The 13,860-nt window shown below is 65.3% G+C and carries 13 protein-coding genes and 1 tRNA gene; 4 read left to right on the forward strand and 10 right to left on the reverse strand.

From position 1 onward, the window contains the following. Positions 1-6: 6 nt before the first annotated feature. A complete protein-coding gene (gene eno, locus A5732_RS13400) occupies positions 7-1,275 on the reverse strand; it encodes a phosphopyruvate hydratase (protein ID WP_076102447.1) in 1,269 nt (422 codons plus the stop codon). A gap of 152 nt (positions 1,276-1,427) precedes the next feature. On the opposite strand from eno, the gene A5732_RS13405 reads away from it, so the two are divergent. From A5732_RS13405 to A5732_RS13420, 4 genes are all read left to right on the forward strand, one after another. Beyond that, positions 1,428-2,507: a DUF190 domain-containing protein gene (locus tag A5732_RS13405; RefSeq protein WP_076102448.1), complete on the forward strand. Its 1,080-nt coding sequence runs from the start codon at positions 1,428-1,430 to the stop codon at positions 2,505-2,507. Positions 2,508-2,597: 90 nt separating this feature from the next. Next, positions 2,598-3,383, forward strand: a complete 786-nt coding sequence (wzt, locus tag A5732_RS13410; protein WP_253189059.1) for a galactan export ABC transporter ATP-binding subunit Wzt/RfbE — start codon at positions 2,598-2,600, stop codon at positions 3,381-3,383. After that, positions 3,376-4,068 carry an NUDIX hydrolase gene (locus A5732_RS13415; RefSeq protein WP_076102450.1) on the forward strand — a complete coding sequence of 231 codons (693 nt, stop codon included), beginning with the start codon at positions 3,376-3,378 and terminating at the stop codon, positions 4,066-4,068. Before wzt ends, A5732_RS13415 begins: the two co-directional genes overlap by 8 nt. A 209-nt stretch (positions 4,069-4,277) precedes the next feature. After that, positions 4,278-4,577, forward strand: coding sequence for a hypothetical protein (locus tag A5732_RS13420; RefSeq protein ID WP_142256604.1), 300 nt, complete (start codon positions 4,278-4,280; stop codon positions 4,575-4,577). An 80-nt stretch (positions 4,578-4,657) separates the two neighbouring features. Here the strand turns inward: A5732_RS13420 and A5732_RS13425 are convergent, their stop codons facing one another. From A5732_RS13425 to A5732_RS13465, 9 genes are all read right to left on the reverse strand, one after another. Next, positions 4,658-6,529 carry a hypothetical protein gene (locus A5732_RS13425; protein ID WP_253189064.1) on the reverse strand — a complete coding sequence of 624 codons (1,872 nt, stop codon included), beginning with the start codon at positions 6,527-6,529 and terminating at the stop codon, positions 4,658-4,660. Positions 6,530-6,541: 12 nt separating this feature from the next. Further along, entirely contained in the window at positions 6,542-7,627 is a 1,086-nt protein-coding gene (locus A5732_RS13430) for a S1 family peptidase (protein ID WP_076102549.1), read from the reverse strand. 611 nt (positions 7,628-8,238) lie between these two features. Continuing rightward, positions 8,239-8,312 (reverse strand) — tRNA-Pro (locus A5732_RS13435). A 183-nt stretch (positions 8,313-8,495) separates the two neighbouring features. Next, positions 8,496-9,896, reverse strand: a complete 1,401-nt coding sequence (gene der, locus A5732_RS13440) for a ribosome biogenesis GTPase Der (protein ID WP_076102452.1) — start codon at positions 9,894-9,896, stop codon at positions 8,496-8,498. After that, a complete protein-coding gene (gene cmk / locus A5732_RS13445; RefSeq protein ID WP_076102453.1) occupies positions 9,893-10,576 on the reverse strand; it encodes a (d)CMP kinase in 684 nt (227 codons plus the stop codon). The genes der and cmk overlap by 4 nt, the downstream gene beginning before the upstream one ends. 56 nt (positions 10,577-10,632) lie before the next feature. Further along, entirely contained in the window at positions 10,633-11,376 is a 744-nt protein-coding gene (locus A5732_RS13450; RefSeq protein ID WP_076102454.1) for a pseudouridine synthase, read from the reverse strand. Beyond that, positions 11,376-12,083: an SMC-Scp complex subunit ScpB gene (gene scpB, locus A5732_RS13455; protein WP_075234768.1), complete on the reverse strand. Its 708-nt coding sequence runs from the start codon at positions 12,081-12,083 to the stop codon at positions 11,376-11,378. Before scpB ends, A5732_RS13450 begins: the two co-directional genes overlap by 1 nt. Next, on the reverse strand, positions 12,084-12,899 hold the full coding sequence (locus tag A5732_RS13460; RefSeq protein WP_076053868.1) for a segregation/condensation protein A: 816 nt from the start codon (positions 12,897-12,899) through the stop codon (positions 12,084-12,086). Next, complete coding sequence (locus A5732_RS13465) at positions 12,896-13,759, reverse strand: ParA family protein (protein WP_075237289.1); 864 nt, start codon at positions 13,757-13,759, stop codon at positions 12,896-12,898. The genes A5732_RS13460 and A5732_RS13465 overlap by 4 nt, the downstream gene beginning before the upstream one ends. Between the last annotated feature and the right edge of the window lie 101 nt (positions 13,760-13,860).

Below are 13,860 nucleotides of genomic sequence, written 5' to 3' on the forward strand. Positions count from 1 at the left end.
CGCCGCTCAGCGCGGCGGCGGACCGAACGCAAAGTCGGGCGCATCCACCGCGATCTCGGCCAGCCGGTTGTACTTTGCAACACGCTCGCCGCGCGCTGGTGCGCCGGATTTGATTTGCCCGCAACCGGATCCGACAGCCAGGTCGGCGATGAAGGTGTCGCAGGTTTCCCCCGAGCGGTGCGAAATCATCGCCCCATAACCAGCGTCGCGGCACACCCGCAGCGCCTCCAATGTCTCGCTGACCGTGCCAACCTGATTGACCTTGATCAACGCTGCGTTAGCGATTCCCTCCCCGATCGCCGTGCGGATCAGTGCCGGATTGGTGACGAAGTTGTCGTCGCCGACCAACTGAATACGCTCGCCAAGCCGCTCGGTCAACGCACGCCACCCATCGTCGTCCGATTCCCCCATCCCGTCCTCGATACTCCAGATCGGGAATTCTTCCACCATCTGCGCATACCGTTGGATCAACTCTTCGCTCGAAAGCGATTGCCCGCCAACTTCGTAGCAGCCGCCACGGTGAAATTCACTGGCCGCGGGGTCCAACGCGATTGCCACCCCGGAAGGCCCGGGCGTGTAACCGGCCGCAGTGATCGCCTCCACGAGCAACTTGAGCACCTCCTCGGGGGAGTCGATGTCGGGAGCGAAGCCGCCCTCGTCACCCAAACCGGTGCCCAACTTTCGCTCTTGGAGCTCGGCGCGCAACCGCGCATAGATCTCCGCTCCGGCGCGAATCGCCTCAGGCAACGATGGCGCACCCACCGGGGCGATCATGAACTCCTGAAACTCCAATGGGTTTGGCGCGTGCACGCCACCGTTGATCACGTTGAAATGCGGAACCGGCAACCGTGGCGTCACGCCATAACGGGCCAGCGAGCGCCACAGCGGCTGCTGCGATTCGATCGCGAACGCCCGCGCCGCCGCCATCGACACGCCAACGATCGCATTGGCGCCGAGCCGCGACTTGTTCGAAGTGCCGTCGAGCCGGATCAGCTCCGCATCGAGCTGCTCCAGGGTGTCGAACGCGTGGCCGACCAGTGTGTCGGCAACCGCGCCTTCAACGTGCGACACCGCTTGGCTCACACCGCGACCACCGAACCGCGTCGCGTCACCGTCGCGCAGTTCCGCTGCTTCCCTACTGCCGGTGGATGCCCCCGACGGCACACCGGCGACCACCTCGCGTCCATCGGACAACGCCATCCGCACCGATATGGTGGGGCGCCCGCGGGAATCCAGCACCTCCATCGCCGAAACGGCCGAAAACGTCACAGACATAACGGGTCTCCTGAGCTCAAACCAGTCAGGGACCGTTGGCGCACGGCCACAGCCATCACTGTGGCCGCCGCGGTTGTGGCGAGCCCCACCGCCGTCGGAGACGAACACTACCAGCGGGGGCGACTAGCCGGTCACTCAGACGAGGGAGACACATGACCACCGATTGCCTCAAGCTGACGAGCTACTTCGGCGAACGCCAACGCGCCAACGGCAAATTTCTCGCCGAGGCATTGTTTGACCTATACGGCCGGCACCAAATCGCCACAAGCGTGATGTTGCGCGGGATCGAAGGATTTGGGCTTCGCCACCACCTGCGCACCGACACCTCGCTGAGCCTGTCCGAGGACCCACCCGTGGCGGTGATCGCCGTCGACACCCGCGACAAGATAGAAGGAGTGCTTGATTGGCAAACCGCTTTGACCAAGCGAGGCCTGATCACCCTCGAGAGAGCGCGTCTCCTCCAGGAGGACGACGATGGACTCAGCCTTGACGACCCGGAGCATGACGCGACCAAGCTCACCGTCTATGTGGGCCGTAAGCAGAAGGTCTTTGCCGAGCCTGCCCACTACGCGATCGTGGATCTGCTTCACCGGCGAGAGCTGGCCGGGGCCTCTGTCTTCCTCGGCGTCGACGGCACCGTGCGCGGCGAGCGGGAACGCGCGCGATTCTTCGGGCGCAACGTCGACGTGCCGATGATGATCATCGCCGTCGATTCCGGCGGACAAGTCGAGCGCGTCTTGCACGAACTCCCGGGGCTAATGCGGCGGCCGCTGATCACCGTTGAGAGACTTCAGGTTTGCAAACGCGACGGCCAACTGTTCTCACGGCCGCACGCTCTGCCTGGAGTCGACGAACACGGTATGGCGATGTGGCAAAAGATCATGGTCTACACGTCAGAAGCACAACGTCACGACGGCCTTCCGATCCACCGCGCCCTGATACGCCGTCTGCGTCAGTCCGACCATGCACGAGGCGCTACCGCGCTGCGCGGTATTTGGGGATTTCACGGAAACCACCTGCCCCACGGCGACAAGCTATTCCAGCTTGTCCGCCATGTCCCGGTTACCACGATCATCGTCGATACTCCGGACAACATCGCGCAAAGCTTCGACATCATTGACGAACTCACCCAAGAACACGGACTGGTCACCAGCGAGATGGTCCCCGCACTGCTCGCCGTCGACGGGGATGACCGCCGAGGCGGAACTGATCTTGCCCGTCACGATTATTGAGTGTTCGTGGTGAGAACGATGTCAGAGTCAGCAGAGAATCGCCAGGGGCCCAGGATGATTGGTCCGTATGCCAAATCGTCGCGAGCGCCAGTGCGAATCGACGTCAACCACGCGTGGGTCGAGTTTCCGATCTTCGACGCCAAAACCCGCTCCTTCAAGCACACAGTTCTGGGCAAGGCTGGCGGTACCATCGGCCGCAACACCTCGAACGTCGTGATCGAAGCGCTGCGCGACGTCACACTCTCGCTCAATGTGGGCGACCGACTCGGCCTAGTCGGCCACAACGGAGCTGGCAAGTCGACACTGCTGCGGCTGCTGTCCGGCATCTATGAGCCGACGCGCGGGACGGCTGCGGTGAAGGGCAAAGTAGCGCCCATCTTCGACCTCGGTGTAGGCATGGACCCCGAGATTTCGGGTTACGAGAACATCATCATCCGTGGGCTATTCCTCGGCGAAACACGCAAGGCAATGCAATCTAAAGTCGACGAAATCGCCGAATTCACCGAGCTCGGCGACTACCTATCGATGCCTCTGCGCACGTACTCCACCGGTATGCGGGTCCGGCTCGCGCTGGGCGTCGTTACCACCATCGACCCGGAAATACTTCTGCTGGATGAGGCCATCGGATCAGTCGACTCCGATTTTTTGAGGAAGGCCGTCACACGGCTGCAAAACGTCGTCGAGCGCTCCGGCATCCTGGTGTTCGCCAGTCATTCCAACGAGTTCCTCGCCCGACTGTCCAAGACCGCGGTATGGATCGATCGCGGCCAGATTCAGACGATGGGCGGTGTCGAAGAGGTGGTGCGGGCCTACGAAGGAAACGAGGCTGCCCGTTACGTTGGCGAGCTCCTAGCGGACGCACGGTCTCATGGCTGAGTCGAACCGGAAAAACGCCACGCCTCGACAGCGCCGTCGGAGGCGCCGTCCGCGAGACGGTGGGTCGGGCGACGCCGCCGGCCGCCGGCCGGCGCACCTACCGACCCTGCACGAATTCTCAGCTGGGGGTCTCGTCGTTGACGGCCTGGACCGCGACACGCAAATGGCTGTCGTGATCGGCACGCCTGATCGTCGAGGCCGCATTCGATGGTCATTGCCCAAGGGCCACATCGAGGTTGGCGAGAGGGCCGAAGAGACCGCAGTAAGAGAGATCGCGGAAGAAACCGGAATCCGCGCCGACATCCTCGCCGCGCTCGGCAGTATCGAATACTGGTTCCGCGCGGAAGCTCACATAGTGCACAAGACCGTCCAGCACTACCTGCTGCGTTTTCGGGACGGCGAACTTACGGCCGCCGACGACCACGAGGTCACGCATGTGGCATGGATACCGATCGACGAACTGCCTTCCAGACTGGCTCATGCCGACGAATGCCGCCTCGCGAAAAAGGCCGCTGACGTCATCACCAAGCTACGCAGCCAGGGGCCCGCCGCGCTGCCACCATTGCCGCTCACTTCGCCACGGCGGTCGCCGCAGACGCACTCGATCGCCGGGCGCAACAGCAACGCTCAAATCGCACGCGCACGTCCCAACCATCGCCCAGCCGGTCAAGGTCGACCAGATTGAAGGTGTATCGGTTGGGGGCAATGGCCAACTTCCCAGCGTGAAGATCCCGACGCTGACCGTGAGGGGTAGGGTCCCCCCGTACCGCCCTGTCGGCGCGCACATGGCCGAAACTGCTGATTCTGCTCTGTACGCATTCCCAGAAATATGCCGACGGCGCAAGGTTCTGAGCTGCGAGTATCCAAGAGCGACTTCTGGGTACAGTTCTGAGCATGGCTTACAGCACGACTCCAGGAATACGAGACGTTTTGTCGCGGAATGATATTGAGTCGTTGACGGCAATGGAACGAAAGATCTATGAAAACCGGCTTCGTCGCGTCGCCGATCGGCGGGGGTACCGGTTGGAGAAGTCGCGTCGCCGGGATGAGCGGGCTATCACGTTCGGCCTGTACCGGTTAGTCGATCTCTTGACTGGCGACATTATCGGAGCGGGTCTCCTCGATCACGCACCTGGCGGGTTCGGGTTGGAACTCTCCGACGTAGCCGCCAACCTCTTCGAGGATCAGGGTTGAACGCTTTCAGGGGTGACGGCATGGGCGGACCGATGAGGCCCTCAATTACATCGGCAACGGTGCCTTCGGGAGCGGGATATTCAAAGATTTGACACGGATTGAGGGACCGGCTGCCCCAGGTTGTCGAGCAGGCCCCGCTTCGCAACCTTGACGAAGCCGCTCATCGGGCGGTCGAGCCCCCGTAGTTCGAGGAAGGTTTGCGGGCGCACCGGCATTGAATTAGTGCACATGGTCCGCCATTGCGCAATCAGGTCGACGAACCTCGTTGGCATTCGGTGCTCAGCAACCCCTTCAAACACCTGCAGCTCGTGATACACGAGGATGCCCGGGGACCTCACGTTCGGGCCGAGCTGACCCAGCCGCAACTTGATGTCGACATCGGCGGATACGCTGGCCGGGATGCCGGCGTTGGGGACCACGACCAATGGCACAAACACGGTGTTTTGGTCGAATGTGCGTCCTTCCCAGCCGTTGTCGATGAGCAGGTCCTTCGTGGACCGTAGCTGCTCGAATTTCTTGTTGACGAACGTTTCCTCTAGGTCGGCCGCGTAGTCCTCGGGATCGGCGAGACCCTGCGCCGCCTTCGCGTCGAGCCAGTGGTTAGTCGCGTCCACCAACAGACATGTGTTGTCCCACACCAGCACCCAGTCGCATACCGACGGGATTTTGTCGCCCTTCGTCCAAGCTTGCTGCATCTTGGCTTCAGTGATCAGCGTGATTTGCGGGCGGGCGCGGCGCGTCATCCGCCGGAACAAATACCCGACGGTGGCTTCGAACACGTAGTTCATCGCCTGGCTGAACTGTTCACCGGTTGGTGTCTTGTCTTCGCCGAATGCGAAGAAGGTCTCCCAGTACAGCTGCGAGCCGCTGAAGCGGTCCAGAACCCAGGCGGGTCGCAACACGATGTACTCGCCGCCGGCGATCTCGATCAAAGGCCGCTCGGTGAATGTGTATCTGCGGTGCGCAAGAAGTCCCTTCGTCCGCTCCTTCGCGAGCCGCTTGCGGTACGCCTTGACCGGCAACACCGCCGACGACAGCAGCCCGAGCGCGGCGGGATCTACCGCGGTCTCCAGTGTGCTGGCGTTGAGCGTTACGTCGCCGGCCTTCGTGTGATCCCACAACAGCAAACCCATCCGAATGACTTCGTGCAGAGGCACTTTCGTGGCGCTTAGAAATGCTTTCTCGGGGGTATCGCCGATGAGGTCGTGCGGAGCCGCGTCGGGCCAAGCCTTGAACCACGTTTCATTCGTGTCGCCCAGGACGAGGTGGGGCACCGGAGTCGCGGCGGTCTGCATCCGGGCGAATTCGTAGGACATTTGGCGCCGCATCTCCTGCAACACCATGTCGTCATCGGCGGTCATTGCCGCGTTGTAGGCGGCGATTTCGTCCTCGCTGGGCGGCCATGAGGTGAAGAAGTCCGGGCGTGCCTGGGTTTCCTGGTCACCGTTGATGGACAGCAGGAGCCGAACGAAATCGGCCTTGCCCAAGGCACCGAAGCTGTCATCGCCGGTGTCGTCGGCGCACCACTCGATCACTTCGCGGATCAGTTGATTTAGGGCCGGCGGCGGCATCAGCCGGCTGCCCTTGCTCATGGGTGGCTTGATCTTCGCAGCTAGGTCGCCGCCTAAGTTCGCGGTGAAGCGCTTCTCGAAGGCGGCGTCGCGCCCATAGAGCGCTTCGGCGTCCAGGCGAGCATAGGTTGAGCAGACGAACTGCAGTGAGGGTCGCAGCGCGTACTTGCCCAGCAGGTCTTTGCGGTCGTCCTCGTCGAGATGCTCGAGGTCGATGCTCGTCGCGGTAATAGATCGGGGCCCGAGGTCCATAGCGACCAGCTTGAGAAAGGCCTCGTAGGCCGCCTGTGACGGAAACCACGGCGGCGCTTCCTTCGGAACAGATCCTCCTCCGCCGGTATCATCTGCGGCGAACATCCGCACGCCGCGTTCTTCGAACATAGCCACGCCGACCTATCCCCTTGGGTGATAGACCGACGAGCCGCCGAGGGGCAAATCATCTAGTTTCGCGAGTCCGCCGAATCCGAGGTCGTTCAGCGCTTTGATGACTTCGCTCGATGGGATGCCGCGATAGAACGACGGCGCGCGGACCTTGGCCTTCAATTCCTCGACCTCGGCCTCCAGGCGCGCGATCCGTTCCTCGGGCGTCACCGGCGTCGGGTCCTCGTAGCCTGCGGCGCCGGCGCGCGTCGTCGGCGAACTGTCCTCGACCACCAGGCCGATGACCCGACCATCTTGGGCGACGATCGGCCCACCGCTGTTCCCCGGCCGCGCGATCGCCGAATAGAGGAAGGTTTTCTGCCGCGGCAGGTCGCCATCACGGGGTGTCTCGGCGGTCGGCTTGACCACCTCGCCGCGCTGCACGGTTATTTCCATCCCGGCGATCATCTGGACGCGCGGGTAGCCGAACAGGCACACATCATCGGCCCATGCCGGGTCGCGGAAAGCCATCCCAGGTAATCGCGGCATACCTTCGCCCGCGGGAAACCGTGCTTCGATGACCGCGACGTCCAACGCCGGGTGCGGGTACGCGGCGAATTGGGCGGCGATCTCCTGGGTGTCCTCGTCACCGGTCGACGGGCTTACCACGACGGGCTCGCCGGGAGCCAGCGCGGCCACGACGTGCTTGTTGGTGACGATGTGTGTGTGGTCAAGGACGAGGCCGCTGCCCCAGTGCGGCTTGCCGGAGGCATCTGTGCCGGAGATTTGGACGGTCACCGCGTTGTAGCTCTGGATGATGAGGTCCGCGCCGAAAATTGCCGACAGCCAGAGGTATCCACCCACCTGGCCCGGCGAGGCGCCACCCTGCGTGATGTACCGCTGTGCCAGGAATGGCACGTTGCGCGCCTCGCCGCACGGCAATAGGAAGCCGACACGCTCGAGTGCGCGGGTTACCTGGGTCAGGGCGACGACATTACCGGCATCACGTAGGCCCATTGTTTGGCAATACTTCGAAAAGTCGGCGACGGACCATGGCTCGATCGTCTTGGGGTGAATGGTCTTGCCGATCGCCGCGGCAGCGTCCGGGTTCTGCGGCATTCTGAAGAACTTGTGCGCGCCGTCTGCCACCTGGACCCGCCAGTCGAGTGTGCCGGGTTCAAGATCGGCGGCCGCGGGCCGTGGCGGCGTTGTGTTCTGGGCGCCCGCGTCGTTGTTGGTGGTGACTGTCATGATTACCGACGCTATCTGCGGGCAGGCCCGGCCGGGCCTGCGACATGCCAGTTGACGTTCGCCCTGAGCAAACCCGCGGTCGGTTTATCGCGATCCTGCCAGGTGATGCGATCGCTGCCGACGAGCACGTTGCCTGCCCGATTCCGGATTGCCTGGGACACTAGATCGCCACCGAGTCGGCCGGAAGGTCAAAATTGTGTTTGAGCTGCAAGGCCGTTGTGCCCGGCAGGATGTCGAAACTGCGGAAACTCACCGAAACCCGCATGTCACAAAGCCCCGGCACGAAGCACGTTCGCTGACCACAACGCTGGTGTGTCTGTGTCGATGCGGCGGTCGGCCTCGCATCGCCGGGTGGCCGCTGGCCACGAACCCCAGCAAATGAGTTTCGGCGGCAGCCCGACGCTGGTTTGGGTCAAACGTGTGGGTCGACCGTTCCGAAGACGAATCACGGTGGGGCCGAAAATAGGCTCTGACCTGCGTCGGGCTGACAGGATTTGAACCTGCGACCACTTGACCCCCAGTCAAGTGCGCTACCAAACTGCGCCACAGCCCGCGCGCCGATGCGTGCACCGGCAGCAGGTCGAAAGCCTACCGTAAACGCGCGACCGACCCGCCAGGCGACCTCCGCGTGGCGGGCGGCAGGCGACCATGAGGTGAATCGCAAACGCGCTAGCGCCGGTGCTAGCGCATTTGAAAGTCACCTAATGACCCGGACAGAGCCGAACGCGCCACCAGCTCAGCGCTGCCTCGCGCCCCGCTTTTCGCGCACCCGCACGTTGATCCGGATCGGCGAGCCCTCGAAACCGAACGTCTCGCGCAGCCGGCGCTCCAGGAAGCGCCGATACCCGGCCTCCAAAAAACCTGTGGTGAAAAGCACGAACGTCGGGGGCCGGGCGGTGGCCTGGGTGGCGAACAGGATGCGCGGCTGCTTGCCCCCGCGCACCGGGGGCGGCGTGGCCGCCACCACCTCTTTGAGCCACGAATTCAGCGGGCCGGTAGGGATCCGCGCGTCCCACGACGACAGGGCGGTCTCCATCGCGGGCACCAGCTTCTGCAGCGCCCGACCGGTCTTGGCGGAGATGTTGACGCGCGGCGCCCACCGAAGCTGCACCAGTTCGCGGTCGATCTCGCGCTCCAAGAGCTCGCGGCGGTCTTCGTCGACCAGGTCCCACTTGTTGAAGGCCAGCACCAGGGCGCGGCCGGCCTCGATGACCATCGACAGCACCCGCTGGTCCTGTTCGGTGAGCGGGTCCGACCCGTCGATCAGCACGATCACCACCTCGGCCGCGTCGATGGCCGAGTGCGTGCGCACCGAGGCGTAGAACTCGTGCCCGCTGGCCTGGCCCACCTTGCGCCGCAGACCCGCGGTGTCGACGAACCGCCACACCTTGTCGCCCAGCTCGATCAGCGAGTCCACCGGGTCCACCGTCGTCCCGGCGACATCGTGCACCACCGAGCGCTGATCGCCGGCGAGCTTGTTCAGCAGCGAGCTCTTGCCGACATTGGGCTTGCCGACCAGCGCCACGCGCCGCGGGCCACCGGACGTGGGCGGCACCTCGGAGACCTCCGGCAGCGCGGCCAGCACCGCGTCGAGCAGGTCCGCCACGCCGCGGCCGTGCATCGCGCTGATCGCGTACGGCTCACCGAGGCCCAGCGACCACAGCATCGCGGCATCCGCCTCGGCCCTGTCGCTGTCAACCTTGTTGGCCGCCAAGAAGACCGGCTTGCCGGACCGGAGCAGGATCCGGGCGGCGGCCTCGTCGGCCGTGGTGGCGCCGACGACGGCGTCAACCACCAGGATCACCGCGTCGGCGGTGCGCATGGCGACGGACGCCTGGTCGGCCACCAGCTGCTGCAGCCCCTTTGCGTCGGGTTCCCATCCCCCGGTGTCCTGCACGACGAACCGGCGGCCGGTCCACAACGCGTCGTAGGACACCCGGTCACGGGTGACGCCCGGGATGTCCTGTACCACCGCTTCCCGTCGGCCAAGGATCCGGTTCACCAGCGTCGACTTGCCGACGTTGGGCCGGCCGACCACCGCCACCACGGGCGCCGGTCCGGCTTCCTCCTGTTCGTCCAGGCCGAATTCGGCTGAATCCCAGTCGCTTTCGTCGCTCCACGTACCGTCTTGACTCACCGCACCGCTCCGCTTCGCTGCTTGACCAGGTCCCGCAGGTGCGAGATCACCTGGGCCTCGGTCATCTCGCCGGTGTCGACGACCACCGCGTCCGGGGCCGCCCGCAGCGGCGACACCGCCCGGGTGGAATCCAGATGATCGCGGCGGCGGACGTCGGCCAGCACCGCCTCGTAGTCGTCGGCCAGCCCGGCCGCCACGTTCTGATCGTTGCGCCGCCGCGCCCGGGTCTCGGCCGACGCGGTCAGGAAGATCTTCACGGGCGCGTCGGGCAGCACGACGGTGCCGATGTCGCGGCCCTCGACGACGACACTGCCCGGGCCCTCGGCCATTTCGCGCTGCAGGTCGACCAGCCGGGTGCGCACGGCCGGAACCGAGGACACCGCCGACACCGCGCCGGTGACCCGGTCGCCGCGGATCTCCGTCGAGACATCCTCTCCGCAAAGCAAATAACGGTCGCCGTCGGGGTGATAGTCGATCGACATCTGCACCGTTTCCGCCGTCTGCGCAACGGATTCGGCATCGGCCGGGTCGATGTCGGCGCGCAGTACGGCCAGCGTCACCATCCGGTACATCCCGCCGGTGTCCAGGTAGCGCGCGCCCAGCGCCTGCGCCAATCCCTTTGACACCGAGGACTTTCCGGTGCCAGCCGGGCCGTCGATGGCCACCACCACGTCGGTCACAGGCCGATGGTTCGCTCCACTCCCGTCACTCGCTGCGCTCGTTCCGCTCGTGCCGCTCACAGGCCCACCGCTTTGTACAGCTGGCCGATCTCGTGATGAGCCAGCGCCCGGAAGGTGCCCGGCCGCTGCTTGCCCAGCGAGACCGGCCCGATGTCCGTGCGCACCAGCGACTCCACCGGGAATCCCGCGGCCGCCAGCAGCCGGCGCACGATGCGATTGCGCCCCTCATGCAGCGTCACCCGCACCAGCGTCTTGCCCGGGATGGCGTCCACCACCGCGAACTCGTCGAGCTTGGCCGGCCCGTCGTCCAATTCGATGCCGGCACGCAGCTTCTTGCCGAGCCCGCGCGGCACCGACCCGGTCACCGTCGCCAGGTACGTCTTGGCCACCTCGTGGGAAGGGTGCATCAGCCGGTGCGCGAGCTCGCCGTCGTTGGTCAGCAGGATCAGGCCTTCGGTGTCGGCGTCCAACCGCCCGACGTGAAACAGGTTCTTGTTGCCGCGAACCTTGCGCTCGACCAGATCGCCGATGCAGGGCCGGCCGCGGTCGTCGGACATGGTGGAGTGCACGCCGCGCGGCTTGTTCAGGGCCAAATACACCTGCGAGTCGTCGAGCACCACCCGCGCGCCGTCGACGCGGATCACCGCGGAGTCCGGGTCGACGCGGGTGCCCAACTCGGTCACCACCTGCCCGTCCACCTCGACGCGGCCGTCGATGATCAACTTCTCAGCGGCCCGCCGCGACGCAATTCCGGCCTGGGACAACACTTTTTGCAGCCGGATCCCCTGAGCTTCGTCCATCAATCCTGGTCCACGTCGAATGTCAGCGACTGGTCGGACGATTGACCGCCGGACAATTTGATGAAACGTGGCTCGCTGTCCAGGGATTCGCTGAGGTCCTCGATCGTGTCAACGTCGGGAAGCAGCGGCGCGATGTCCGGGAGATCCGCCAGCGAGGTCAGGCCCAGGCGCTCGAGGAACAGGTCGGTGGTCGCGAACGTCACCGCCCCGGTGTCCTCGTCGGCACCGGCCTCGGTGATCAGGCCGCGCGCCAGCAGCGTGCGCATCACGGCGTCGACGTTGACGCCGCGCACCGCGCTCACCCGCGCGCGCGTCACCGGCTGGCGGTAGGCGACCACGGCCAGTGTCTCGAGCGCGGCGCGGGTCAGCTTGGACCGCGCGCCGTCCAGCAGCAGCTTCTCGACGTAGGGCGCGAACCGGGCGCGGGTGTACATCCGCCAGCCCTCGCTGTTCTGGCGCAGGTCGATGCCGCTGTCGCGCTCGGTGAGCTGCTCGGCCATCTCCTGCAACTTGGTGGCGATCCGGTACACCGGTTGCTGGGTGGCCGATGCCAGCGCCTCCGCGGTCACCGGGGTGTCCACCACCAGCAGCAGCGCCTCGAGCACGGAACCGAGTTCCTCGGATTCCATGGGCGCGACCTCGGCGATATCCGGGATGCCCACGTCGAGATCCGTTTCGAGATCGACGTCAGGCATGTCTTCAGTCACTTATTCGTCCCGCACTTCTACCAAGGCTTCAGTGGCCGGACGTTCCCCGGTCCACGAGATTTGGAGCACGCCAAGCGGCTCTGACTGGTCGAATGCTACCGCCCGGGACCGATACAGTTCGAGCAGCGCCAGGAAGCGCCCGACCACCTCCATCGACGCCTCACAGTCGGCGACCAACTCGGAGAACGTCGCCCACGCCCCGCTGCCCCGCGCTTCCAGGATGGCCAGCAGCTTCTTGGCCTGCTCGGGAACCGAGACCTGCACCTGGTGCAGGTGCCCGACCGACACGGTCGGGACGGGTCGTGGAGTGAACGCGATCGCGGCGATCTGGGCGAAGCGTTCGGCGTCGACGCCGATCATCACCTCGGGCAGCAGTTCGGTGAACCGGTCCTCCAGCGACACCGAGCGCGGATAGCTGCGCAGCGCCGTGGCCTCGAGTTCGGCGAACATCTCGGCGACGTGCTTGAACGCGCGGTACTGCAGCAGCCGGGCGAACAGCAGGTCCCGCACCTCCAGCAGCGCGAGGTCTTCGTCGTCGTCGACCTGCCCGGCGGGCAGCAGCCGCGCCGCCTTCAGGTCCAGCAGGGTCGCGGCGACCACCAGGAACGCGGTGGTCTCTTCCAGTTCCAGCTGCGGACCGATTTCGCGGGTGTAGGCGATGAAGTCGTCGGTGACTTGGTGCAGCGCCACCTCGGTGACGTCGAGGCGATGGGCGAAGATCAGCTGCAGCAGCAGGTCGAACGGACCCTCGAAATTGGTCAGGCGGACCTGGAAGCCGTTCTGCTGTGGCGCCTCACCGGTTTCGGTCGCGTTCACGCGCCGAATCGGTCGATGAATTCGCGGGCCAGCGCGCGATAGGCGACGGCCCCGGTGGACCGCGGGGCCCACGTGGTGATGGGTTCGCCGGCCACGCTGGTCTCCGGAAATCGGACCGTCCGGGTGATGACGGTGTCGAACACCAGATCCCCGAAGCGCTCGACGACCCGGGCCATCACCTCGCGCGAGTTGACCGTGCGCGGGTCGTACCGGGTGAGCAGGATCCCGCTGATCTCGAGCTTCGGGTTGAGCCGGTCGCGCACCTTGTCCACGGTGTCGGTCAGCAGCGCCAGCCCGCGCAGCGAGAAGTACTCGCACTCGGTGGGAATCACCACGCCGTCCGAGCAGGCCAGCCCGTTGACGGTCAGCAGGCCGAGCGACGGCTGGCAGTCGATCAGCACGTAGTCGTAGCGGTCCAGCACCGGGTGCAGCGCGCGGCCCAGCGTCTGCTCGCGCCCGACCTCGTTGACCAGCTGAATCTCGGCGGCCGACAGGTCGATGTTGCTGGGCACCAGATCCATGTGCCTGACCCGGGTCTGCAGCAGCACGTCGTCGATCGACACCCGCGGCTCGACCAGGACGTTGTGGATCGTCTTTTCCAGCTCGTAGTGCGGGACGCCCAGGCCGGCGGACAGCGCGCCCTGCGGGTCCATGTCCACCAGCAGCACCCGGCGGCCGTATTCGGCGAGCGCGGCCCCCAGGTTGATGGTCGACGTGGTCTTCCCGACGCCGCCCTTCTGGTTGCACATGGCGACGACTTTGGCCGGGCCGTGCGAGGTGCGCGGCTGTGGCTCCGGGATCGCCCGCGGCGGCCGCCCGGTCAGACCGAGCTCGACGCCGTTGTCCGGCTGCTCAGTCATGGCGGGGGTGTTCGGGAGGTGAACATCGTCGGAAAGTCTAACGGGTTCAGCGCGGGAAACTCGGCGACCCGCAGGCAATTAACCAGCCAATATGGGGAAAA

It is taken from the genome of Mycobacterium colombiense, from assembly GCF_001953985.1.
In the GTDB taxonomy this organism is placed as follows: Bacteria; Actinomycetota; Actinomycetes; order Mycobacteriales; family Mycobacteriaceae; genus Mycobacterium; species Mycobacterium colombiense_B.